The sequence below is a fragment of the Pseudoduganella sp. OTU4001 genome (assembly GCF_038440195.1).
GTDB lineage: Bacteria > Pseudomonadota > Gammaproteobacteria > Burkholderiales > Burkholderiaceae_D > Rugamonas.
This window is the reverse complement of record NZ_JASATG010000023.1, coordinates 52,850-75,197: the sequence shown is the minus strand read 5'-3', so window position 1 is coordinate 75,197 and position 22,348 is coordinate 52,850. Positions and strand designations below refer to the sequence as shown.

The window sequence follows — 22,348 nt, the reverse complement described above, 5'->3', positions numbered from 1 at the left end:
TTTTTTTTTTAAATATAAACTTTTGCCGGGGGGGGGGGGGCCCCCCCCCCCCCCCCCCCCAAACAAAACTCATCAGGCAGCGTGCGCGTGACCGGCGCTCTTGAAGGCAGCCATCATCTTCGCTTTATTCACCTGGTACTCCGCCACAGCCTTTTCCTTCACATGGCCAAAGCCACGGATCTTCTCCGGCAGGTTGGCAATCGCGACCGCCTGCTCATGGTTCGCCGCCGACAGCCCAGCCAGCAGCTCAGCAATAACACCGCGGAACTCGATAATCAGCGCGCGTTCCATCTTACGCTCCTCGGTATAGCCGAAGATATCGAACGCACCGCCACGCAGGCCCTTGAACTTGGCCAGCAAGGTGAACGCCTTCCACATCCACGAACCATATTCCGCCTTGACCAGGTGGCCCTTGGCATCCTTCTTCGCCAGCAGCGGCGGCGCCAGGTTGAACTTCAGCGAGAAATCGCCCTCAAACTGGGACTTCAGCTGCTCCACGAAACGGCCGTCGGTGTACAGGCGCGCCACTTCGTATTCATCTTTATAGGACATCAGCTTGAACAGCGACTTGGCGACAGCAGTGGACAGCTTGTTGCCCAAGCCCAGCGCAGTCTCTTTCGCACGCACTTCCGACACCAGCGCCTCGTAGGAAGCCGCATACGCCGCATCCTGGTAACCGGTCAGGAACTCCACGCGCTTCTTGATCACGTTCTCCAGCGACTGTGGCATCTGCACCACGACCGCCTGGGTCGGGGTCGCGACTTTCTCGACCCGCTTGAAGTCCACCGCAGCACGGCGGCCCCACAGGAAGGAGCGCTTGTTCGATTCCACCGCCACGCCATTCAGCTCAATCGCGCGCAGCAGCGCCGCTTCGCTCAGCGGGATGCGGCCTTTCTGGAAGGCGTAACCCATCATGAACAGGTTGGAAGCAATCGAATCGCCCATCAGCGCGGTCGCCAGCTTGGTGGCGTTGATGAAGTCCACCGCCTGTGCGCCGCCGACCGATTCGGTGATCAGCGCTTCCACGCTTTCAGCGGGGTACTGCCAGTCCGCGTTCTGCGCGAAGGTGCCTGGCGGCTGCTCGTGCTGGTTGACGATGGCGAAGGTACGGCCAGGGCGCATCTTCGACACGGCGTCGTAAGCGCCGGAAGTCAGCATGTCGCAACCCAGGATCAGGTCCGCTTCGCCGGTGGCGATGCGCTGCGCGCGCAGGTGGGCCGGGGTCTTCGCCACTTTGACGTGCGAGGTCACGGAACCGTTCTTCTGCGACATGCCGGTCATGTCCAGCACCGAGGCGCCTTTGCCTTCCAGGTGCGCGGCCATGCCCATCAGCGCGCCGACGGTAATCACGCCGGTGCCGCCGATACCGTTGATCAGGATGTTGTACGGCTGCTCGATGCTTGGCAGGACTGGCTGCGGTATATCGCCCCAGTCGTCGTTCTTGGCGGTGCCGGTCTTGGTCTTCTTCAGCGTGCCGCCTTCGACGGTGACGAAGGAAGGGCAGAAGCCCTTGGTGCAGCTGTAGTCCTTGTTGCAGGAAGACTGGTCGATGGTGCGTTTGCGGCCGAATTCGGTTTCCTTCGGCAGGATCGAGACGCAGTTGGACTGGATACCGCAATCGCCGCAGCCTTCGCACACCGCTTCGTTGATGACCATGCGTTTCGCAGGGTCAGGGAACTCGCCCTTCTTGCGGCGGCGGCGCTTCTCGGCGGCGCAGGTCTGGTCGTAAATGATAACGGTGCAGCCAGGCAGTTCACGCAGTTCGCGCTGCACGGCGTCCATCTCCTTGCGGTCGTGCAGGGAGACGATGGACGGCAGGGCGGAGCGGTCGGTGTAGCGCGACAGGTCTTCGGTCACCAGGGCGATGCGCTTGATGCCTTCGGCCGCCATCTGCTGCGCGATCATCGGCACGGACACGGTGCCGTCCACCGGCTGGCCGCCGGTCATTGCCACGGCGTCGTTGTACAGGATCTTGTAGGTGATGTTCACCTTGGCCGCCACGGCGGCGCGGATCGCCAGGTAGCCGGAGTGGAAGTAGGTACCGTCGCCCAGGTTCTGGAACACGTGCGGCACTTTGCTGAAGGCAGCCTGGCCGATCCACGGCGTACCCTCGCCGCCCATATGGGTGGTCAGCTTGTTCATCTCCGGGTAGATCGAAGTCGCCATCACGTGGCAGCCGATGCCGGCCAGCGCGAAGGAGCCTTCCGGTACCTTGGTCGAAGTATTGTGCGGGCAGCCGGAGCAGTAGAAGGCAGGGCGGAACGGCGTCTCGATTGCCTTCTTCAGCACTGCATCTTTGGCTTCCAGGAAGGTCAGGCGTGCCTTGATCTGGTCCTGGATATTGGTGTCGGCGATATAGCGGGCGATGCGGCTGGCGATCACGCGCGCCACTTGCGACACGGAGAAGTCAGCCTTCGGCGGCAGCAGCCACTCGCCGCGCGGCGCAACCCACTCGCCCTTGTCGTCGAACTTGCCGATGATGTGCGGACGCACGTCGTCGCGCCAGTTGTACAGCTGCTCCTTCAGCTGGTATTCGACGAACTGGCGCTTTTCTTCCACCACCAGGATTTCGTCCAGGCCTTGCGCGAATTCGCGCACCGAGTCCGGTTCCAGCGGCCATGGCATGGAGACCTTGAACAGGCGCAGGCCAACTTGCGCGGCCATGGCTTCGTCGATACCCAGTTCTTCCAGCGCTTCCAGCACGTCCAGGTAGGACTTGCCGGAGGCGATGATGCCCAGCTTGGCGTCCTTGGAATCGATGGTGGTGTGATTCAGCTTGTTCTCGCGGGCGTAAGCCAGGGCCGCGTAGATCTTATAGTCCTGCATCAGCGCTTCCTGGCTGCGCGCCTGCTGGCCCAGCGGCATCGAGGACAGGCGGGCATTCAGGCCGCCTTCCGGCATCACGAAGTCTTTCGGGATCTTGGTCTCGACGCGGAACGGATCGGCATCGATCGACGCGCTCGATTCCACGGTGTCGGCCAGCGCCTTGAAGGCCACCGCGCAACCGGAGAAGCGCGACATGGCCCAGCCATGGATACCGAGGTCGATGTATTCCTGCACATTGCATGGATACAGCACCGGGATCATGCAGGCGGAGAAGATGTGGTCCGACTGGTGCGGCAGGGTGGAGGAGTAGGCGCCGTGGTCGTCGCCCGCCACCAGCAGGATGCCGCCGTTCTTGGAGGTGCCGGCATGGTTCATGTGCTTGAAGACGTCACCGCAGCGGTCCACGCCCGGGCCCTTGCCGTACCACATGGCGAACACGCCGTCGTACTTGGCCGGGCCGATCAGGTCAACCTGCTGCGAGCCCCACACGGCGGTCGCCGCCAGGTCCTCGTTCACGCCCGGCACGAATTGCACATTGTGCTTTTCCAGGTGCGGCTTCGCCTTCCACAGGCTTTCGTCCAGGCCGCCCAGCGGCGAGCCGCGGTAGCCGGAGATGAAGCCGCCGGTGTTCAGGCCGTCGCGCGCGTCGCGCAACTGTTGCATCATAGGCAAGCGCACCAGCGCCTGGATGCCGGACAGGAAAATCTTACCGGAGGTGGAAGTGAACTTGTCGTCGAGGCTGACGTCGTTGAGTACAGGCGCGTTGCTGCCTGGTGCCGGGGTAGATGGCATGGGGGCTGTCTCCAAAATCATGGTTCGGTGCTGTGCCTGGCATAGGTGGGCGCTGGGTAAGCGCCTCCTTGCCTAAGTCACAATGGCCGCCGGTGTGCGGCCCTTTTCAATCTTCCAGTTTACGGTTTACTTTACGTATACGGAAATACGGTTTGGGGATGGGGGTATAAGAAAAAATGATAGGTAGGCGAACTTTCCTTGCCGCTGCTTCGCTGCTGCTGACCCGTCCGGGCCTGGCGCTGGCTGGCGTGGCGCGCTCGATGCGCCTGGTGACCAGCCATCTGCCACCGCTGGTGCATGAAACAGGGCGGCCTGGCGGTTTGCAGGAGCTGGTGGGCGAGCTTTGCCGGCGCGCCGGCGTGAAGCCCGCCACCCATTTCGTGCCGTGGCGGCGCGCGCTATTCCTGGCCACCACCATGAAGGCGACCGCCATCTATCCCCTGACCCGTTTGCCTGAGCGGGAGCAGCAATACCGCTGGCTGGTGCCGCTGTACGAAGAAAACTACTTGCTGCTGGCGGTGCGCGGCAAGCTGCTGCCGGTGGAAGAGATGAAGGACAAGCGCATCGCCCTACTGCGCGGGGCAGCGCAGGGCACCATCCTGAAAGAGCTGGGCTTTACGCGCTTTGTCGAGGCGGCCTCCATCGACGAAGTGCACCGCTTCCTGCTTGGCGGCATGGCTGATGCCGCTTTTGGCGAGCGCCGCATTATCGAAGCCTCGCTCGGCAGCCGGGACCCATCGGAGGGTCAATTCGAAACCAGCGCCCCGTTGCGCAGCACCACCGCCTGGCTGGCCGGCTCGCTCGACTTCGACGACAGCGACATCGCGCTCTTCGAGCGCACCTGGGACTCAATGCGCACCGACGGCACCCAGCGCCGCATCCTCACCAAACACAAACTCGCCTGATACAGCCCAGCCCGTGTCCACCTTGGGGTCAGGCTCTTTGGTGGACACGAACTCATGCACTAAAAAGCTGAGCTTGTGTCCACAAAAGAGCCTGACCCCAAGGTGGACACGAGGTCAGCTGAGGAGGCGGGCGCCGGGCCAGGCGCCGCGCTGGCAGAGGTCGGTGGCGACTTGCTGGGTCAGGGCGGCGATGGCGTTGGCGGCGTTTGTGAGCGGAATGTTGCGCGAGGCGCACAGCACCACGGTGCGGCTGATGGCGGGGTTGTTGAGGCGGACGGTGCGCATCTGGCCAAGCTCAATTTCGGGCAGTACCGGCGCCACCGGCAAAATCGTCGCGCCCATGCCGGCCATGATGGCCGACTTCAAGATCGCGATGGAATTGATTTCGATGACATTGCCGATCATCAGCCCGGCCGCGCGCGCCACGGCTTCAATGCGCGGGCGCACGCCATGCTGCAGGCCGGGCAGGATCAGGGTGGTGTTCAGGGCTTGCTGCAGCGGAACCGTATCGCGGTCTGTGAACCAGACCGCATCGTTGCGGCAAATGAAGCGCAGCTCTTCTTCGGCCAGCGGGGTGGTGGCAAACGGCGTCAGCTGGCCATCGTCGAACAAAACGGCCAGGTTGACGCGGCCGCTTTTCAGTTGTTCGGCCAGGTTGCCGGTCAGTTCTTCGGTCAATTGCAGCGTTATGTCGGGATATTGCTCGCGCGCGGCCGTTAGCAGCGGCAAAGCGAGGGCGCCGGAAATGCTGTGCGGCAGGCCCATGGTGACGCTGCCGGAAGGGCGGGCGGACTGGGTGACGGCGGAGCGCGCATCGGCAACTTGCTTCAGGATTGCCTGCGCGTGGTCGTAAAACACTTTACCGGCATCGGTGCTGACCACGCCTTGGGCGCTGCGGTGCAGAAGCTGGGCGCCGAGCTCCTCTTCGAGCTGGCGCAGCTGCTGGGTCAGGGCCGGCTGGGCCACATGCAGTACCAGTGCCGCGCGCGACAGTGAGCCATGGTCGACGATCGCGACAAAGTAACGCAGTTGGCGAAGTTCCATTTAAATTGTTGGGAAATGTGAATATTCCCGCAAGATAACATTGTGTATACTCATTTTAACGCGCGCTATCGCAAATCATTGAGATTCACCCCATGTTAAAGAAAGTCGATTCCTCCCAGCTGAAAGTCGGGATGTATATCCACGACCTGAGCTGCGATTGGATGACCCATCCCTTCGTCCGCAACCGCTTTGTCATTGCCAGCCAGGATGAGATCAACAAGATCATCAAGGCCGGCATCCACGATGTGGTGATCGACGCCTCGAAAGGCCTCGACGTGCAGGATGCGCCGTCGCTGGCCGAAGCGCAGGCGGCGACCGAGCGCGAGCTGGAGGAAATCGCCAAGGCCCCGGCGCGCATCATCAAGACTTCGCTGGGCGAGGAGCTGAAACGCGCGGCCCAGATCCGCCACCAGGCCGCCGGCGTGGTGAAGAATGTGATGGCCGATGCCCGCCTGGGCAAGGCGATCGAGATCGGCGCCGTGGCGCCGGTGGTGCAGAACATCACGGAATCCATCCTGCGCAACCCGGGCGCCTTGCTGGGCCTGCTGCGCATCAAGACCAAGGACGATTACACCTTCCTGCATTCGGTCAGCGTGTGCGCCTTGCTGGTGGCGTTCGCCAACGCGCGCGGCATGGACGAGGACATCGTGCGCGAAGCCGGCCTGGGCGGCCTGCTGCACGATACCGGCAAGGCCATGGTGCCGGACGCCATCCTCAACAAGCCGGGCCCGCTCACCGATGAGGAATTCGCCATCATCAAGAAGCACCCGATGGATGGCTACAACATCCTGAAAGAATCGCCGGATGTGCCGCAGCTGGCGCTGGATATCACGCGCCACCATCACGAACGGCGCGACGGTACCGGTTACCCGGATAAGCTGGCCGCCGACGATATCAGTGAAATGGCGCAGATGGCGGCCATTGTCGACGTTTACGATGCATTGACGGCCGACCGTTGCTACCACAAGGGTATCCCGGCGGCAGCGGCGCTGCGCAAGATTTACGAGTGGAGCAAGCACCACTTCAACCAGCAACTGGTGCAGGAATTCATGCGCTGCGTGGGCATTTATCCGGTGGGAACGCTGGTGCTGCTGGAATCGGGCCGCCTGGGCGTGGTCATCGAGCCGCATGAAACCAATTTGCTGGCGCCGAAGGTGAATGTCTTCTTCAACACGAAAAACAACGTCTACATCAAGCCGGAAACCATCGACCTGTCGCGCGGGCTGGGATTTGGCGGCGGCGACAAGATCGTCGGCCATGAGTCGCCATCGAAATGGCAAGTGGACCCGATGCGCTTCCTGACCCTGGCGGGCAGTTAAAGGCGATCAGAAGAATTCAGCAGTATCGTTGGATTCGACGGTCGCCAGCAGGCCGCCGCTGACCAGTTCGTCGTAGTGGCAGGCCATATTGCGGCCATGGCTCTTGGCGTAGTACAGGGCCTGGTCGGCGCGGCCGAGGATGATCACCGGCGCTTCATAGGCGCTGATGCTGACGAAGCCGACACTTACCGTCACCCTGCCCACTTGTGGGAATTCATGCTGCTCCACATTCGTGCGGAAGCGTTCGATGATCTTGCGCGCATTCTCCAGCGTGGAAGAACGCAGCAGCACCACAAATTCCTCGCCACCGAAGCGGAACACGCGGTCTTGCGCGCGGAACGACGATTGCAGCAGGTTGGCGATCAGGATCAGCACCTCATCGCCGTACAAGTGGCCGAATTTGTCGTTAACTGCCTTGAAATGGTCGACATCGACCACCGCCAGCCATTGTTTTTCGGTTTCCTGCGGGGTACGGCGTTCGCGGCCATCCGGCGGCACCGCCAGGATGTCATGCTCGGCCGAAGCTTGCAGCATCTTGGCCAGCTGGTCGTCGAAAGTCTTGCGGTTGAGCAGGCCGGTCAGCGAGTCGCGCTCGCTGTAGTCCAGCAAGTTCTGGAAATTGCGGTACACGCTGACGATGCCGCCAATGATGTGGATGGTGTCGCTGGTGTACGGGGTCGGGTTGACGATTTCCAGGCAGGTATCGGCCTTGTCGCCCATCCAGATCGGCAGCCAGAGTGTGTGCTCACCTTGCGGCGACATGAAGTCGGCATTCGATTCATGGTGCGCCAGGCAGCGCGCCAGCGCCGGGAAAGTGCTGACCGGTTCGCCAGGCTGGGACGGGTCGTTATTCTCTTCCATACGCGCAGGCTGGCCGCGTTCGATCACGGCGCGCGGACGCACGTACAGCTGGCCTCGTACATTGACGATGCTCAGCACGCGTGCCTGCGTGGCGGATGCCAGTTCCGCTACCGCCGAGATCACCGAGATGTCGAGCATCGTGTGATCGCGGTGGCCGGTCATGTCCACCATATGTTTCAGAAGGGAATCCATGTGAGTGTCCGTTAACTAGGCGCTCAGTGGTAAAGCAAGGGGCTTTCTAAAGGATAGCTGACCAGCATAAATCTTTTTTGCATTCCAGGCAATTGTCTTGCGCAGATTCACGCAAAAACGCGACCTCATTGCAACACACTTCCGATATCGACAGTTTGACATAGAACATCCAAATGCGAAGAAAAGTTCTGTGCGGAAAGCTTGCGCAAAATCAACTTGCCCGTAGGAATGGCTCCTATAGTAAAGCCAATGGTGCGCTGCACAGGCATCAGAGTTTTCCTAGCGAAGGAGATCATCATGAAAGCACTATCCGCAGTGAGGCGTTTCATCAGGGATGAGAGGGGCGTGACGGCCATTGAATATGGCTTGATCGCAGCGGTGATTGCGCTGGCTGTCGCGACCACGATGGACGGCGTGAAGACCGCGCTTGAGGGGGTGTTCAATGAAGTGCGCGACACGCTGAACGGCACCTAAGAGGCCGGCTGGCTACCCGGCGGCGGCCGGGCGGCCAGCCATTCACGCCATGTTGAACGGACTCGAGATCATCCTGCTGTGCCTGGTATGCCAGGCCGCAGCATCCGACCTGGCCTGGCGCCGGGTACCCAATGTGCTGGTGCTGGCGGGCTTGCTGCTGGCGCTGGCATTGCACTGGCGCCTGGGCGGCGGCGCTGCCTTGCTGGGGCAGGCCCTGGCAGGCGGAACAGTCGGCTTGCTGCTGTTCCTGCCCATGTATGCGCTGGGCGGCATGGCCGCCGGCGACGTCAAGCTGATGGCGATGGCCGGCAGCTTCGTCGGGCCGGCGCAGGCGCTGCAGCTGGGCGTGCTGAGCGCCCTGGCCGGCGGCGTGCTGGCGCTGTGCTGGCTGGTCGCGGCGCGCTGCCGTGGCACGGTGGCGGAGGGCATGCCGTATGCGGTGGCCATCGCGGTGGGCACGATTGCCACAATTGCGCTGGCGCATGGCTAACCTTTGCTCCACCTCAATATCCATCCGGAAACCCATGCCTATCATCGTTTTCAAACGGGAGGACACCATGATCGACTTTGCAGACGATGAGCAACCGCTGCTGCCGGTGCCACCGCGCACAGTGCGCGACACCGGCCTGGAACCGGCCTTGCTGGCCGAGCTGGTGGCGAAGGCCATGCTGGGCGCGGGCAAGTGCCATTTGTCGGTCCTGACCGGGCGCCTGAAGCTGTCGATCAATGTGCTGCGCGAGGTGCTGGACGGCCTGCAGCGCGAACAGCTGGTGGAAGTGGGCTGGCGCGGCGATTCCGACATCGACGTGCAGTACCAGCTGACCGGCATTGGCCGCCAGCGCGCAGCGGAGTGGCTGGAGCGCGCGCCATATGTAGGCCCGGCGCCGGTGCCGCTCGAAGCCTGGCGCGCGCAGCTGCAGCGCCAGGCAGTGCAGCTGCCGCCGGTGCTGGCGGCTGACGTGGCGGCGGTGTTTGCCGACGACTGCCTGCCGCCGCGCATCCATGAGCTGGTGGGGGCGGCCATGCATGCCGGCCGCTCGCTGTGCGTGTACGGCCCGTCCGGCAGCGGCAAGAGCACGCTGGCGCGCAAGCTGGGGCGCCTGCTGCAAGGCGTGGTGGCGGTGCCGTATGCGGTGGCCGTGGGCAGCGCCGTCATCCAGCTGTACGACGCGGCGGTGCATATCGCGCCGCCGCCTTTGCCGGGCCGTCCTTCGATCGCGCGCGGCGGCGATGCGCGCTGGCTGCTGTGCCAGCGGCCGGTGGTGCAGCTGGGTGCTGAACTCGAAGCGGCGCTGCTGGAATTGCGCTACGACGCTGCTGGTGGCTGCTATGTGGCGCCGCCGCAGCTGAAGGCCTGCCATGGCCTGCTGATCATCGACGACCTGGGGCGCCAGCGTATGCCGGCGGCCGCCTTGCTGAACCGCCTGACGACGTTGCTCGATGCCGGCAGCGACCAGCTCTCGCTGCCGGGCGGGCAGACCTTCAGCGTGCCATGCCAGGCGGCGCTGGCTTTCGTGACCAACCTGGCGCCGCAAAGCCTGCTCGATGGCGCGGCGTTGCGCCGCATCGGCTACAAGGTTGCGCTGGGGCCTTTGCCGGAAGCGGCTTACCGCAGCCTGCTGCGCCAGCAATGCCGGGCGCGCGGCATCGAGGCCGATGAAACGGCGCTGGCTTACCTGGTGGGCGAGCTGCACCAGGGCAGCGGCCAGCCCCTGCTGGCCAGCCTGCCGCGCGAAATCGTGGGGCGGGTGGCTGAATTCGCGGGCTTTGCCGGCACCGCCCCTTGCCTGAACCCGGCCACGCTGGACCAGGCCTGGACCAGCATCTTCGCCGATGGTGTGGCATGAAAGGCCGGCGCGCCTTGCTGATGCTGGCCCTGGCCGGGCTATTGGGGCTGGCGGCGGTGCTGCTGGCGTCGCGCTGGCTGCTGCGCCAGTCGGCGCCGTCCACCGTGCGCATCGTGGTGGCGGCGGCCGACGTGGGCCTGGGCCAGCGCCTGGCGCCGGAGATGGTGGCGCTGGCCGACTGGCCCGGCCACAGCGTGCCGGACGGCGCCCAGCGCGAGCTGGCCGGACTGGCCGGGCGCGTGCTGAAGTCCAGCGTGCAGCGCGGCGAGCCGGTGACGGCGGCCAAGCTGGCGCCGGCCGGCACCCTGGGCGGCTTGTCGGCCTTGATCACGGAAGGCAAGCGCGCCATCACGGTGCGCGTCAACGACGTGGTGGGCGTGGCCGGCTTCGCACTGCCGGGCAATTTTGTCGACATCCTGGTACATGCCCAGGGCGCCGGCGCCAGCGATGCCGCCGTTTCCAAGATCGTGCTGGAGCGCATCCTGGTGCTGGCGGTGGCGCAGGAGGTGGCGCGCGACGATACCAAGCCGCGCGTGGTGAACGCCGTCACGCTGGAAGTGACGCCGGAGCAGGCCGAACGCCTGGACCTGGCGCGCGGCGTCGGCACGCTGTCGCTGGTGCTGCGCAACCAGGTCGACCCTCGGCCCGCTGCCACCGCCGGCGCCACGCGCTTCACGGTGCTGGGAGCTGCGGCAGGCGCACCGCAACTGCAGCCCGCTCCGGCTGCGACGCCACGCCTGGCGGCGGCACCGGCGCGGCCGGAGCGCGCGCCGGAGCGCTACTGCATCGGCGTCATCGACGGCAACCGCAGCAGCAAGGAATGCCTGTGAGGAGGCGCCATGCGACCTGCCCCCACCCGCCTGCTGGCGCTGGCCAGCACCGTCGCCGCCTGCGCGCTGCCCGCGCCGGCCCTTAGCGAGAACCTGCGCTGCAGCGGCGCGCCCGCCGCGCCGGGCAAACTGCAGCTCGACCTGGGCAAGTCCACCCTGATGCGCCTGCCGGATGCGGTGAGTGGCCGCAGCATCGGCAACCCGCACGTGCTGCAGGCTACGCTGGTGGCGCCAGATACGCTCTACCTGGTGGGGGCCGACATCGGCAGCACCAACCTGATCGTGCAGGGCAAGGGCGGCGCGTGCAGCGTGGTGGAAGTGGCGGTGGCGCTGGACGTGTCGCCGCTGCGCGCCAGCCTGGCCGAGCTGATGCCGCAGGAGCGCGATATCAAGGTCAGCGCCGCGGCCGACGCCATCGCCTTGAGCGGCAGCGTGAGCGACGGCGCCACGCTGGCCCAGGTGCTGGACCTGGCGCAGGCCTTCCTGCGCCAGGCGCCGCAGCCGCTGGTCAAGCGCGAGGGCGCGCCGGCGGCGCAGGCGCAGGGCCCGCGCCTGGTCAACCTGCTGTCGGTCAGCGCGCCGCAGCAGGTCAAGCTGGAAGTGAAGGTGGCCGAGGTGTCCAAGACCCTGCTCGACAAGCTGGAAGCCGGCCTGTCGCTGCGCCGCGCCGGCGGCAGCTGGAGCGCGATGGTGCTGGCCGATTTCCTGAGCGGCATGCTGGGCGCGGGGCTGCAGCTGGCCAGGTCGAACGGCACCAGCCTGACCATCGACGCCGAGCGGCAGGACGGCCAGGTGCGCATCCTGGCCGAACCGACGCTGATGGCGATGAGCGGACAAGAGGGCAGCTTCCTGGCTGGCGGCAAGGTGATGGTGCCGGTGGGGCAGGACAACAACCGCATCACGCTGGAGGAAAAGGAATTCGGCGTGGGGCTGAAATTCACGCCCACCGTGCTGGCGGGCGGCCGCATCAACCTGAAGGTGGCGCCGGAGGTGTCGGAGCTGTCGCGTGACGGCATCGGCGTCACCAGCGGCAGCATCGGCTCGCGCGCCATTTTCCCCCTGATCACCACGCGCCGCGCCAGCACCACGGTGCAGCTGCAGGATGGCCAGAGCTTTGCGATCGGAGGCCTGATCCGGCATACGCAGGTCAATAATCTCAAGGGCGTGCCCTTCCTCAGCGAGGTGCCGGTGCTGGGCGCACTGTTCCGCAGCACCGACTTCCAGAACGACCGCAGCGAACTGCTATTCGTGATTACCGCCCGCCTGGTCAAGCCGGAGGGCGACGGCGCCGGGCTGGATGGCTCGGCGGCGGCGGCGGCCCAGGCGCGCTACCGCAAGTCCTTCAGCGACGCGGCGCCGGATGCCGGAGCGCGAAAATGAAGGCGCGCCGCCAGCGTGGTTCGGTGTCGGCCATGTACGGCATCGTGCTGCCGGTGATTGTTGCCCTCATGGGGATGACACTGGACTTGTCGCTGGCATTCCAGCGCCGCGCGCAGTTGCAGCAGGTGGTCGATGTGGCGGCGGTGACCGCAGCCCAGCAGCTGAACGATGCCGTGGGCGGCATCACTGCCGCGCGCACGCTGGCGGGGGTAGCGGTGGCCATGCGCCAGGTGCGCGGCACGCAGGTGGTGGCGCTGCCCGATGCGGCATACTCCTTTGCCGCCGCGCCGGAGGGGCCCTGGGTCAGCTACGCCAGCGCGCTGGCGCAGCCGTCCGGGCTGCGCTATGTGCGGGTCGACGCGGCAGCGCTGGGCGCCGACTACACCAGCATGCCGGTGCTGTTCGGCAGTTTCCTGAACGCCAGCGGGCCCACCACGCTGGACGCCAGTGCCACGGCCGGGCCAAACGCCTTGCGCGTGCTGCCGCTGGCGATCTGCGCGGCCAGCAGTGTGCCGGTGGCCGTGCGCTCCAACGGCGGCGGGGTGGACGAGTTGGTGTATTACGGCTTCCGCCACGGCGTGAACTACAACCTGCTGGCGCTGAATCCGGCGGCAGGCGCCAGCACCGGCGAATACTTCCTGGTCGATCCGGCCAGCCCGCCTGGCAGCACGCCGCTGCCGGCCAGCACGGACGACGCCAACGTGGCGCCGTTCATGTGCACCGGCAAACTGGCATACACCGCGATGGTCGGCGAATGGCTGCACTTGCGCCGGGGCGGCGCCTTCGGCCTGTGGCAACAGCTCAATTCGCGTTTTGGCGACAACAGCAGCACCTTCGCCTGCGACAACTACTCGGCGCCGCCCGACACCAATGTGCGCGACTACTTCGGCGCCAATGCCAGCTGGATGAACAGCGCGCCGCCACAAGCCAGCGCCGCCTCCAGCACACCGGCCGCCGGCAAACCGCTGCTGACCATCGCCGACGCCCCGCCGCCATTGCCGGCCGTGGCGGCGGCGCAGTACGGCACGCTGTGGGCATACGGTCCGGCCAAAAGCAGCCCGTCGGCTGGCGCCATCGCTGCCGGCAAGTGGAACATCCTGTACCCGGCGACGCCGGCGCTGGCGGCACCCGGCTGGCCGTCCACCGGGCCGTATGGCACGAACGCTTACATGACAGCGCCGGCCGGCGGCGTGGCCGGACGCAAAGGGCGCCGCTTGCTGCACGTGCCGCTGCTTGCCTGCCCGATCCCGGCCGGCGCTTACGTCGACGGCCAGGTGCTGGCGGTGGCGCGCTTCCTGCTGACGGCGCACGCCTCCGCCACGGCGGTGCCGGGCGAGTTTGCCGGCATCCTCAGCGCGTCCGATGTGGCGAAGCTGAGCAGCGACGTGGAGCTGCTGCGATGAGGCGCCGTTATTGCAAGGGCGTCGCCGCGCTTGAGTTCGCCCTGGTGCTGCTGGCCTTCACCGCCATCATGCTCGGCTTCCTGTCGATCGGCCGGATGATGATGGTGGGCATGGCGCTGGACCGCGCCACCACCGATGCGGCGCGCTATATGGCGACGGTGCCGGTGGAAGACCTGCGCGACAGCACGCGCCGCGCCGCCTTGCTGGCCAACACGCGTTCGGTGCTGGAACAGGGGCTGGCGGCATCCGGCATCCAGGCGTCGGACCTGACGGTGGGCTACGTTTGCGGCAATACCGACTGCAATACGCTAAGCCAGAGCAATCCGCTGGAATCGATCATCGTGACCGCCACCGTGAACTATTCCGACGGCTGGTTCGGCATCGGCGAAAGGACGGAGCTCACCACGACGGCGGGGGCGGGCCGTGATAACTAAATTGAGGCGCCAGCGCGGCGCGGCCCTGGTCGAAGCCGGCATGGTGCTGCTGCTGGCGGTGACCTTTTTGCTGGCACTGGTCGAGTTCGGGCGCCTGATGTTCCTGTCGAGCGCCGTGCAGGAGGTAAGCCGCCGCGCCGCCCGCAGCGCCACCGTCACCGATTTCAGCGACAGCGCGGCCATGCAGCAGTTGCGGCAGGACGCCCTGCTGGCCGGCGGCGCCGCCGCGCTGCCGCTGGCGCCGAACATCGGCGCCGCCAACATCCGCATCGACTATATGTGGATGAATGCGAGCGGCGTGCTGGACGTGTTGCCACTGCCGCAGATGCCAGCCTGCCCGATGGCGAACCGCCTCAATTGCGCGCGCGACCCGCAAGGCCCCACCTGCATCCGCTTCGTGCGCGTGCGCCTGTGCGGCAGCGGTGCTGGCTGCACGCCGCTGAGCATCGAGCCGCTGGCGCCCTGGACCCCGTTGCCGACCACCGTGCCCACCGCCACCTCGCTGGCCCCGGCTGAATCGCTGGGCTATACGCCGGGCCAGGCGCCGTGCCCCTGAACCGCTGCAATGAAAGGATCTCCCATGAAGGCACTGTTGATCAGCAATGACGACCAGCTGCAGGCAGAAGTGGCGGCGCAGGGATCGGCGCGCCTGCCGTCGCTGCAACTGGCGGCCACCCGGCGCGACTTGCGCGATGCGGTGGAGCGCCTGCTGCCGCAAGCCCCGGAGCTGGTGCTGTTCGATGCCAGCGAAGTGGAGCCGGGCCAGGCCGCGCTGCTGGAACCGCTGGCGCGGCATTACCCGGATGCGTCCTTCATCCTGCTGACACGGGAGCCGCAGCATGAATTGCTGATCCGCGCCATGCGCGTCGGCATGCGCGAGGTGCTGCATTTGCCGCTGATACACCGCGCGCTGCACGAGGCGCTGGACCGCATCGAGATCGAACGCGGCGTGACGGCCATGCGCGAGGGTAAGGCGCTGGCCTTCATGTCCTGCAAGGGCGGCAGCGGCGCCACCTTCCTCGCCACCAATTTCGGTTATGCGCTGGCGGCGCTGGCCGGGCGCAAGGTGCTGCTGCTCGACCTGCATGGCCAGTTCGGCGACGCCACGCTGTATGTGTCGGACCAGAAGCCGGCCATGACGCTGTCCGACATCTGCAGCCAGATCGGGCGCCTCGACGCGGCCTTCCTGGAGTCCTGCCTGGTGCACGTGGCGCCGGGCTACGGCGTGCTGGCGGCGGCTGACGACCCGGCGCTGGCGACGCAGATGAAGCCTGACCATATCGACGCCATCCTGCGCGTGGCGCGCCAGCACTACGACTACGTGCTGCTGGACGTGGGGCGCCAGATCGACGCGCTGTCGCTGCGCGCGCTGGACCAGGCCGACACCATCTACCCGGTGCTGCAGCTGGCCCTGCCCGATATCCGCGACGGCCGCCGCCTGCTCGACATCTTCCGCTCGCTGGGCTATCCCGCCGAGCGCACGCGCCTGATCGTCAACCGCTACGAGAAGGGCGGCAAGCTGCGCCTGGCCGACCTGGAGCAGGCGCTGGGGGCGGATGTGCTGCACACGGTGCCGAACGATTACCTGGCCGCCACCGATTCGGTGAACCAGGGCGTCCCCTTGCTGCAACTGGCGCGCAACAGCCCGGTGGCGCGCAGCCTGGCGGAACTGGTGGAGGCGGTGACCGAGCGCCGCCTGCCCGAAAGCAAAGGCCTGTTCGACCGCCTGTTCGGGCGCGCGGAAACCGAGCATTGATAAGGAGCTTGCCATGAGTTTGCGAGAAAGCCTGGCCCTGGCCGGCGAGGAACGCAGCACCGCCAGCGCGCCGGCGCTGGCCGACGGCCTCTACCAGGAGCTGAAAAAATCCATGCACCAGATGATCCTGGAGCGCATCGACCTGGAGCGCCTGAAGCGGCTGACCCCCGAACAGTTCAAGCATGAACTGGCGCTGCTGGTGGCGCGCATCGTGGACGACGAACGCATCGCGCTGAACCAGGGCGAGCGCCACAAGCTGGTGCTGGATATCCAGAACGAGATGCTGGGCTTTGGCCCGCTGGAGCCGCTGCTGGCCGATCCCGGCGTGTCGGACATCCTGGTCAACACCCACGCCCAGGTCTACGTGGAGCGCACCGGCCGGCTGGAACTGACCGGCATCACCTTCCACGACAACTCGCACCTGATGAAGATCATCGAGAAGATCGTCTCGCGCGTAGGCCGCCGCGTGGACGAATCGAGCCCGATGGTCGATGCGCGCCTGCCGGATGGCTCGCGGGTCAATGCCATCATCCCGCCGCTGGCGGTGGACGGGCCGATCCTGTCGATCCGCCGCTTCGCCACGCAACCGCTGTCGATCGACCGGCTGCTGGAGTTCAAGAGCCTGACGCCGCCGATGGCGGAGGTGCTGAAGGCGCTGGGCCAGGCGCGCCTGAACATCCTTATTTCCGGCGGCACCGGCAGCGGCAAGACCACGCTGCTCAACGTGCTGTCGGGCTTTATCCCGGCCACCGAGCGCATCGTGACCATCGAAGATGCGGCCGAACTGCAGCTGCGCCAGCCGCACGTGGTCAGGCTGGAAACGCGCCCGCCGAATGTGGAGGGCAAGGGCGAGGTGACGCAGCGCGCCCTGGTGCGCAATGCGCTGCGTATGCGGCCCGACCGCATCATCCTGGGCGAGGTACGCGGGGCGGAGGCGATCGACATGCTGCAGGCCATGAACACCGGCCATGAAGGCTCGTTCGCCACCATCCACGCCAATTCGCCGCGCGATGCGCTGGGCCGCCTGGAAAGCATGATCGGCATGGCCGGCGCCAACCTCACGCCGCGCACCGCGCGCCAGCAGATCTGCTCCGCCATCACGGTGGTGATGCAGCTGTCGCGCCTGACCGACGGCGCGCGCAAGCTGGTCAGCCTGCAGGAGGTGACCGGCATGGAAGGCGATACCGTCGCCATGCACGAGATTTTCCATTTCGAGCAGACCGGCGTCGACCCGCAGGGCAAGGTGCTGGGCCATTACTACGCCACCGGCGTGCGGCCGCGTTTTGCCGAACGCCTGCGCATGTTCGGCGTGCCGGTGGCGGATAGCCTGTTCGACCCTGGCCGGGTCTACGAGTAAAGGGGACGCCATGGAGCTGGATTTCGCCTGGAGCGGCTTTTCCGTGCTGCTGTTCGCCGCTGTGATCTGCCTGTGCGAAGGGGCCTGGCTGTGGTGGAGCAGCAACCACGGCAGCAGCGCGCGCCGCATCGGCCGCCGCTTGCGCCTGATGGCTGGCCGCACCGACGTTGCAAGGGGCAGCATCAGCATCCTGAAAGAGCGCCGCTATGCATCGTCGCCGGTGCTGGACCGGCTGCTGCGGCGCCTGCCGCATATCGCTGCGCTGGAGCGCCTGCTGCTGCAGGCCGGCTGGCGCTGGCAGGTGGCGCGCTTCCTGCTGGTGCAGGGTGCGGCGTTGCTGGCGGGCGGGCTGCTGCCGGCCATGTTGCGGCTGCCGCCGCTGCCTGCCGCCGGGGCGGGCCTGCTGTGCTGCTGCATCCCGCTGGCCATGCTGCTGCGCGCGCGGGCGGCGCGCATCCGGCGCATCGAGGCGCAACTGCCGGAGATGGCGGATTTCCTGGCGCGTGCGCTGCGCGCCGGCCATTCCTTCGCCAATGTGATGCAGATGGCGGGCGACGAGATGGCCGATCCGCTGGGCGGGGAGTTCCGCGCCACTTACGAGGAGGTCAACTTTGGCGTCACCATGCAGGACGCGCTGCACAACCTGGCCGGACGGGTGCCGCTGACCGATCTGCGCTACCTGGTGATCGCAGTGCTGATCCAGCGCGAATCGGGCGGCAACCTGGCCGAATTGCTGGATAACGTGGCGCGCATGACGCGCGCGCGGCTGCAATTGCTGGCGCAGGTGCGGGTCATGTCGGCGGAAGGGCGCATGTCGGCCTGGATCCTGGCGCTGATGCCGGCCGGGATGCTGGCGGCGATGCAGTTGACCAATCCCCGCTATGTCGCTGTGCTGTGGCACGAGCCGGCGGGCCAGCGCCTGCTGTGGTATGCGGTTGGCGCTATCGTGCTGGGTGCGCTGTGGATGCGCGGCATTGTGCGGGTGCGGGCATGAGCGGCGGCGAGATCCTGGTGCTGCTGCTGGTGTTCCTGGTGGTGTCGGGCCTGGCGTGGTGGGCCATGCTGGCCCTGTCCAGCGGCGCCTTGCGCGAGCGCCTGAAGTCGTTCACCGGGGCGGCGGATGCGGCGCAGGCTTCCGGGCAGGGTGAATGGATCGAGAAGGTGGCGCGGGTGGCGGAGCCGTTCAGCCGCTTGTCGCTGCCGGAGGACGGCTGGGAGCGTTCGGCGCTGCGGACGCGTTTCATGAACGCCGGCTGGCGCCACCATGCGGCGCCGCGGCTGTACTTCGCCGCCAAGACGCTGCTTGCGCTTGGGCTGCCGGCGGTGATGGCGCTGCTGCTGGCGGGGCGCAACAGCCATCTGGCGCTAATCCTGTGCGCGGGGGCGGGCATCGGCTACTACCTGCCGAACGGGATCCTGGCGCGCCGTGCGCAGCGGCGCCAGCGCGATATCTTCGAGTGCCTGCCGGATGCGCTGGACCTGCTGACCATCTGTGTCGAGGCTGGCCTGAGCATGGAGCGTGCGCTGACCAAGGTGGCGGGCGAAATCCATATCAAAAGCCTGCCCCTGGCGCAGGAGCTGCAGCTGGTGCTGATGGAAATGCGCAGCGGTTTTTCCAAGGAACGCGCGCTGCGCAACTTCGCCTTGCGCAGCGGGGTGGAGGACGTGGATGCGCTGGTGGCCATGCTGGTGCAGGCGGAGCGTTTCGGTACCAGCATGGGCGATTCGCTGCGGGTGCATGCCGATAACCTGCGGCGCAAGCGCGCGGTGGTGGCGCAGGAAGCGGCGGCCAAGGTGGCGCTCAAGCTGCTGTTTCCGCTGATCTTCTGCATCTTTCCGGCGCTGATGATCGTGCTGCTCGGTCCTGCGTCGATCCAGCTCAAGACTTTACTCAAGCCTGCGGTGCATGCCGGGCGTTAGGGGGGCGTATGCGTTTCGCGATCATGGCGGCTTGCGCGGGGGCGCTGGCGGCATGCAGCTGGCCGGTGGCGCCGTCCGCGCCATTGCCGCCGTTGCCGCTGTCGGCCCAGGCGCTGGCGGGGCAGGGGCGTTATGCCGAGGCCACTGCCTTGCTCGAGGCTGAAGCGGGGCGGCGGCCGTCGGCGGAGTTGCTGGGCAATCTGGGCTACGCGTATTACCTCGAGGGGCGCCTCGTGCCGGCCCTGGCGGTATTGGAGCGCGCCTGTTTGCTGGAGCCTGGCAATGCGATGGCCTGGGAGCGGCTGGCGGCGCTGCTGGAGGCGCTGGGGGAAAGCGGGCGTGCGCTGGAGGCCATGCGGCAGGCGCGCGTGCTGCGCGAGGCTGCGGCGACGGCAGCGAGGGGCATGGCGGCAGCGGACGACCTGTGGCCGGCGGACATGGCGCGGGTCGAAGTGCGCCAGGTCGGCGCGGGGCTGGTTGAAGTAGCACGCGTGCCCGGGCGGCAGGCGCCGGGCGTGCAGCGGCTGGAGGTCAGCAACGGCAACGGTGTGCGCGGCATGGCGGCTGCGGTGGCGCAGCGTTTGCAAGCGGAGGGGATGCAGGTGGTGCGGCTGACGAACACGCTCCCCTTCAATGTGGAGGAAACGCGGGTGGAAGTGCGCGGCGGACGCGACCCCGAACTGCGCATCGTGTTAGGCAAGGACCAAATAAAAAAGCCGCCTGCTATGGGCAGGCGGCAAGCACCGTGAACGAATCACGAGTTGGTGGGAAACCGGTTGATCAATTCCAGGACACGCTGCCCAGGCCGCGCGCCGTCGACTGGCGGTTGGTTGGCTTGCCGTAGACCGTGGCCGAACCCATGCCGCTCAGGCGCAGGTTGGCGGAAGTTTTCGCGTTGAAGGTGGCGCTGCCAAGGCCGGTCATGTCGGCGTCCACGTTCTCGCTTTGCAGCTGTTTCGCATCCAGGCTGCCGATGCCGCCCAGCTTGGCGTACAGGTTCTTGCTCTGGCCCGAGATCGAAATCTGGCCGGCGCCTTTCAGGTTCAGGTCGACCGTTTCGGCCTGGGTATCGCTGACGGACATGCTGCCCACACCGGTCAGGCGCGCATCGACCTTCTTGAAGCGCGAAGCCATGTTCACCGAGCCGGCGCCTTCCAGGGAGAGGCGAACTTCATCGCCGTCGAATCCCTTCACCTCGGCCGAGCCCACGCCGGCGGAGACCAGTTCGCGCAGCTGCGGCAGCGACAGTTCCGCTTTCAGGTTGCGGCTGCCCATGTGGATGCCGCGCATGCTTTCAGTGCCGATGCGGATGGTGTCGCCATTCTGCGTCACCGTAATCTTCTGGATGTAGCGTTTGTCGCCGGAGACCAGCAGCGCTGGCGCGCCTTGCTTCAGTTTCAGGTCGACGATGCCATCCAACACAACCTTCACAGCGCGGCCGTCAACAGTGCGTGCTTCGGTGATGACCTCGTCCGCGCGGGCGGCGCCGCCCGTTGCCAGCAGTGCTGCGGTGATCATCGAGGCAGTGAAGAACTTTTTCATGTTGAGGCTCCGTGTAAGGATCGGTCGTTTTTTTGAATTACAGGCCAGCTTTTTCAGCAGCGGTCAGGCGCTTGGCGGTGACGGTCACTACTGGCATGTTCTGCACTTCAGCCTTGGCCACGATGGCGGCTGGAGCGGTGGTTTTCAGTGGGGCGGCGGCGGTTGCGAAGCCGGTTACGCCAATCAGGGCGACTGCGCCAAGGAAGATGAATTCCATGTTTTTAGCGATGTTCATTTTGCTCTCCGTTCGGTTGGGTTAAGTTCATTTCGTCTTTCGATGGTTGAACTATAGAGATGTGCGGCGTCAAGCACTATCGCCTTGCGACGAAATGCGGAAAACGCGACCTGAAATGCGGAAAACGGGTTTAAAGCAGTGCGGCGATGGCTGCGCCCATCTCGCTGGTGGAGGTATTTCCGCCCATATCGGGCGTGCGCGGCCCTTGTACCAGCACCGTTTCAATGGCATGCATGATGGCGTCGTGGGCCTGCGTATAGCGGGCGTCGCCATTGCCGAGGAAATCCAGCATCATGGCGCCGGACCAGATCATGGCTACCGGATTGGCAATATTCTTGCCATAGATATCAGGCGCCGAGCCGTGCACCGGCTCGAACAGGGAGGGCAGGGTGCGCTCCGGGTTCAGGTTGGCGGAAGGGGCGATGCCGATGGTGCCGGCGCAGGCCGGCCCCAGGTCGCTCAGGATGTCGCCGAACAGGTTGGACGCCACTACCACATCGAAACGCTCGGGGCTCAGCACGAAGCGCGCGGCAAGGATGTCGATGTGGTACTGGTCCCAGCGCACGTCCGGATAGGACGCGGCCATGGCCTTCACCCGCTCGTCCCAGTAGGGCATGCTGATGGCGATGCCGTTCGACTTGGTGGCGGAAGTCAGGTGCTTTTTGGGACGCGACTGCGCCAACTCGAATGCAAATTGCAAAATGCGATCCACGCCTTTGCGGGTGAACACGGCTTCCTGCAGCACGGTTTCGCGCTCTGTATTTTCGAACAGGCGGCCGCCGACGGCGGAATATTCGCCCTCGGTATTCTCGCGCACCACGTAGAAGTCGATATCGCCCGGCTTTTTGCCCGCCAGCGGGCAGGGCACGCCCGGCATCAGGCGCACCGGGCGCAGGTTGACGTACTGGTCGAACTCGCGGCGGAACTTGATCAGCGAGCCCCACAGGGAAATATGGTCGGGCACCGCATCGGGCCAGCCGACTGCGCCGAAGTAGATGGCGTCAAAGCCCTTCAGCTGGTCGAACCAGTCAGGCGGCATCATCTGGCCATGCTGCACGTAGTAGTCGCAGTTGGCCCATTCGAAGGGAGTGAATTCCAGGGACAGCCCAAAGCGTGCTGCAGCAGCGTGCAGCACGCGCAGGCCCTCCGGCATCACTTCCTTGCCAATGCCGTCACCGGCGATGACCGCGATGCGGTGGGTATTCATGCCTTAGCAGCAGCCAAGCATGCG

General features: G+C 65.9%; 21 protein-coding genes. 15 read left to right on the top strand and 6 right to left on the bottom strand.

Annotated features, from left to right (window positions below; genetic code table 11):
- Window positions 1-72: 72 nt before the first annotated feature.
- Window positions 73-3,618, bottom strand: a complete 3,546-nt coding sequence (locus AAHE99_RS19215) for an indolepyruvate ferredoxin oxidoreductase family protein (RefSeq protein WP_342118960.1) — start codon at window positions 3,616-3,618, stop codon at window positions 73-75.
- A 176-nt stretch (window positions 3,619-3,794) separates the two neighbouring features.
- On the opposite strand from AAHE99_RS19215, the gene AAHE99_RS19210 reads away from it, so the two are divergent.
- Window positions 3,795-4,523 carry a substrate-binding periplasmic protein gene (locus tag AAHE99_RS19210; protein ID WP_342118959.1) on the top strand — a complete coding sequence of 243 codons (729 nt, stop codon included), beginning with the start codon at window positions 3,795-3,797 and terminating at the stop codon, window positions 4,521-4,523.
- Between the two features lie 114 nt (window positions 4,524-4,637).
- Here the strand turns inward: AAHE99_RS19210 and AAHE99_RS19205 are convergent, their stop codons facing one another.
- Window positions 4,638-5,567, bottom strand: a complete 930-nt coding sequence (locus AAHE99_RS19205) for a LysR substrate-binding domain-containing protein (protein ID WP_342118958.1) — start codon at window positions 5,565-5,567, stop codon at window positions 4,638-4,640.
- 92 nt (window positions 5,568-5,659) lie between these two features.
- On the opposite strand from AAHE99_RS19205, the gene AAHE99_RS19200 reads away from it, so the two are divergent.
- The gene (locus AAHE99_RS19200) at window positions 5,660-6,886 is read left to right on the top strand and encodes an HD-GYP domain-containing protein (protein ID WP_342118957.1); all 1,227 of its coding nucleotides are present in this window, start codon (window positions 5,660-5,662) and stop codon (window positions 6,884-6,886) included.
- Window positions 6,887-6,892: 6 nt separating this feature from the next.
- On the opposite strand, the gene AAHE99_RS19195 is transcribed toward AAHE99_RS19200, so the two are convergent.
- Window positions 6,893-7,939 carry a GGDEF domain-containing protein gene (locus AAHE99_RS19195; RefSeq protein WP_342118956.1) on the bottom strand — a complete coding sequence of 349 codons (1,047 nt, stop codon included), beginning with the start codon at window positions 7,937-7,939 and terminating at the stop codon, window positions 6,893-6,895.
- Between the two features lie 297 nt (window positions 7,940-8,236).
- Here AAHE99_RS19195 and AAHE99_RS19190 point away from each other — a divergent pair, with 297 nt between their 5' ends.
- From AAHE99_RS19190 to AAHE99_RS19130, 13 genes are all read left to right on the top strand, one after another.
- Window positions 8,237-8,413 carry a Flp family type IVb pilin gene (locus AAHE99_RS19190; RefSeq protein ID WP_342118954.1) on the top strand — a complete coding sequence of 59 codons (177 nt, stop codon included), beginning with the start codon at window positions 8,237-8,239 and terminating at the stop codon, window positions 8,411-8,413.
- A gap of 49 nt (window positions 8,414-8,462) precedes the next feature.
- Window positions 8,463-8,903 carry an A24 family peptidase gene (locus tag AAHE99_RS19185; RefSeq protein WP_342118953.1) on the top strand — a complete coding sequence of 147 codons (441 nt, stop codon included), beginning with the start codon at window positions 8,463-8,465 and terminating at the stop codon, window positions 8,901-8,903.
- Window positions 8,904-8,970: 67 nt separating this feature from the next.
- Window positions 8,971-10,260 carry an ATP-binding protein gene (locus AAHE99_RS19180; protein WP_342118951.1) on the top strand — a complete coding sequence of 430 codons (1,290 nt, stop codon included), beginning with the start codon at window positions 8,971-8,973 and terminating at the stop codon, window positions 10,258-10,260.
- Window positions 10,257-11,090, top strand: coding sequence for a Flp pilus assembly protein CpaB (gene cpaB / locus AAHE99_RS19175; RefSeq protein ID WP_342118950.1), 834 nt, complete (start codon window positions 10,257-10,259; stop codon window positions 11,088-11,090). The genes AAHE99_RS19180 and cpaB overlap by 4 nt, the downstream gene beginning before the upstream one ends.
- Window positions 11,091-11,099: 9 nt before the next feature.
- Window positions 11,100-12,470, top strand: a complete 1,371-nt coding sequence (locus tag AAHE99_RS19170) for a type II and III secretion system protein family protein (protein WP_342118949.1) — start codon at window positions 11,100-11,102, stop codon at window positions 12,468-12,470.
- Window positions 12,467-13,873 carry a TadE/TadG family type IV pilus assembly protein gene (locus AAHE99_RS19165; RefSeq protein ID WP_342118948.1) on the top strand — a complete coding sequence of 469 codons (1,407 nt, stop codon included), beginning with the start codon at window positions 12,467-12,469 and terminating at the stop codon, window positions 13,871-13,873. Before AAHE99_RS19170 ends, AAHE99_RS19165 begins: the two co-directional genes overlap by 4 nt.
- On the top strand, window positions 13,870-14,307 hold the full coding sequence (locus AAHE99_RS19160; RefSeq protein ID WP_342118947.1) for a TadE family protein: 438 nt from the start codon (window positions 13,870-13,872) through the stop codon (window positions 14,305-14,307). Before AAHE99_RS19165 ends, AAHE99_RS19160 begins: the two co-directional genes overlap by 4 nt.
- Window positions 14,297-14,863, top strand: a complete 567-nt coding sequence (locus tag AAHE99_RS19155; protein ID WP_342118946.1) for a TadE/TadG family type IV pilus assembly protein — start codon at window positions 14,297-14,299, stop codon at window positions 14,861-14,863. The genes AAHE99_RS19160 and AAHE99_RS19155 overlap by 11 nt, the downstream gene beginning before the upstream one ends.
- Before the next feature lie 24 nt (window positions 14,864-14,887).
- Entirely contained in the window at window positions 14,888-16,063 is a 1,176-nt protein-coding gene (locus tag AAHE99_RS19150; protein WP_342118945.1) for an AAA family ATPase, read from the top strand.
- A gap of 13 nt (window positions 16,064-16,076) precedes the next feature.
- Window positions 16,077-17,420: a CpaF family protein gene (locus AAHE99_RS19145; protein ID WP_342118944.1), complete on the top strand. Its 1,344-nt coding sequence runs from the start codon at window positions 16,077-16,079 to the stop codon at window positions 17,418-17,420.
- Window positions 17,421-17,430: 10 nt separating this feature from the next.
- Window positions 17,431-18,414, top strand: coding sequence for a type II secretion system F family protein (locus AAHE99_RS19140; protein WP_342118943.1), 984 nt, complete (start codon window positions 17,431-17,433; stop codon window positions 18,412-18,414).
- Window positions 18,411-19,340, top strand: coding sequence for a type II secretion system F family protein (locus AAHE99_RS19135; protein ID WP_342118942.1), 930 nt, complete (start codon window positions 18,411-18,413; stop codon window positions 19,338-19,340). The genes AAHE99_RS19140 and AAHE99_RS19135 overlap by 4 nt, the downstream gene beginning before the upstream one ends.
- Window positions 19,341-19,348: 8 nt before the next feature.
- Window positions 19,349-20,089: a LytR C-terminal domain-containing protein gene (locus AAHE99_RS19130; RefSeq protein ID WP_342118941.1), complete on the top strand. Its 741-nt coding sequence runs from the start codon at window positions 19,349-19,351 to the stop codon at window positions 20,087-20,089.
- Window positions 20,090-20,120: 31 nt separating this feature from the next.
- Here AAHE99_RS19130 and AAHE99_RS19125 read toward each other — a convergent pair whose 3' ends face one another.
- The 3 genes from AAHE99_RS19125 to AAHE99_RS19115 form a co-directional block, all read right to left on the bottom strand.
- Entirely contained in the window at window positions 20,121-20,882 is a 762-nt protein-coding gene (locus AAHE99_RS19125) for a GIN domain-containing protein (protein ID WP_342118940.1), read from the bottom strand.
- A gap of 37 nt (window positions 20,883-20,919) precedes the next feature.
- Entirely contained in the window at window positions 20,920-21,117 is a 198-nt protein-coding gene (locus AAHE99_RS19120; RefSeq protein WP_342118939.1) for a hypothetical protein, read from the bottom strand.
- A gap of 130 nt (window positions 21,118-21,247) precedes the next feature.
- Entirely contained in the window at window positions 21,248-22,324 is a 1,077-nt protein-coding gene (locus AAHE99_RS19115; protein WP_342118938.1) for a tartrate dehydrogenase, read from the bottom strand.
- Between the last annotated feature and the right edge of the window lie 24 nt (window positions 22,325-22,348).

Coding starts and splice junctions, on each gene's coding strand:
- AAHE99_RS19115 (WP_342118938.1), bottom strand. CDS start 22,324: ATGAATACCCACCGCATCGCGGTCATCGCCGGTGACGGCATTGGCAAG.
- AAHE99_RS19120 (WP_342118939.1), bottom strand. CDS start 21,117: ATGAACATCGCTAAAAACATGGAATTCATCTTCCTTGGCGCAGTCGCC.
- cpaB (WP_342118950.1), top strand. CDS start 10,257: ATGAAAGGCCGGCGCGCCTTGCTGATGCTGGCCCTGGCCGGGCTATTG.
- AAHE99_RS19140 (WP_342118943.1), top strand. CDS start 17,431: ATGGAGCTGGATTTCGCCTGGAGCGGCTTTTCCGTGCTGCTGTTCGCC.
- AAHE99_RS19150 (WP_342118945.1), top strand. CDS start 14,888: ATGAAGGCACTGTTGATCAGCAATGACGACCAGCTGCAGGCAGAAGTG.
- AAHE99_RS19170 (WP_342118949.1), top strand. CDS start 11,100: ATGCGACCTGCCCCCACCCGCCTGCTGGCGCTGGCCAGCACCGTCGCC.
- AAHE99_RS19130 (WP_342118941.1), top strand. CDS start 19,349: ATGCGTTTCGCGATCATGGCGGCTTGCGCGGGGGCGCTGGCGGCATGC.
- AAHE99_RS19160 (WP_342118947.1), top strand. CDS start 13,870: ATGAGGCGCCGTTATTGCAAGGGCGTCGCCGCGCTTGAGTTCGCCCTG.
- AAHE99_RS19180 (WP_342118951.1), top strand. CDS start 8,971: ATGATCGACTTTGCAGACGATGAGCAACCGCTGCTGCCGGTGCCACCG.
- AAHE99_RS19215 (WP_342118960.1), bottom strand. CDS start 3,618: ATGCCATCTACCCCGGCACCAGGCAGCAACGCGCCTGTACTCAACGAC.
- AAHE99_RS19145 (WP_342118944.1), top strand. CDS start 16,077: ATGAGTTTGCGAGAAAGCCTGGCCCTGGCCGGCGAGGAACGCAGCACC.
- AAHE99_RS19200 (WP_342118957.1), top strand. CDS start 5,660: ATGTTAAAGAAAGTCGATTCCTCCCAGCTGAAAGTCGGGATGTATATC.
- AAHE99_RS19125 (WP_342118940.1), bottom strand. CDS start 20,882: ATGAAAAAGTTCTTCACTGCCTCGATGATCACCGCAGCACTGCTGGCA.
- AAHE99_RS19205 (WP_342118958.1), bottom strand. CDS start 5,567: ATGGAACTTCGCCAACTGCGTTACTTTGTCGCGATCGTCGACCATGGC.
- AAHE99_RS19185 (WP_342118953.1), top strand. CDS start 8,463: ATGTTGAACGGACTCGAGATCATCCTGCTGTGCCTGGTATGCCAGGCC.
- AAHE99_RS19190 (WP_342118954.1), top strand. CDS start 8,237: ATGAAAGCACTATCCGCAGTGAGGCGTTTCATCAGGGATGAGAGGGGC.
- AAHE99_RS19165 (WP_342118948.1), top strand. CDS start 12,467: ATGAAGGCGCGCCGCCAGCGTGGTTCGGTGTCGGCCATGTACGGCATC.
- AAHE99_RS19210 (WP_342118959.1), top strand. CDS start 3,795: ATGATAGGTAGGCGAACTTTCCTTGCCGCTGCTTCGCTGCTGCTGACC.
- AAHE99_RS19195 (WP_342118956.1), bottom strand. CDS start 7,939: ATGGATTCCCTTCTGAAACATATGGTGGACATGACCGGCCACCGCGAT.
- AAHE99_RS19135 (WP_342118942.1), top strand. CDS start 18,411: ATGAGCGGCGGCGAGATCCTGGTGCTGCTGCTGGTGTTCCTGGTGGTG.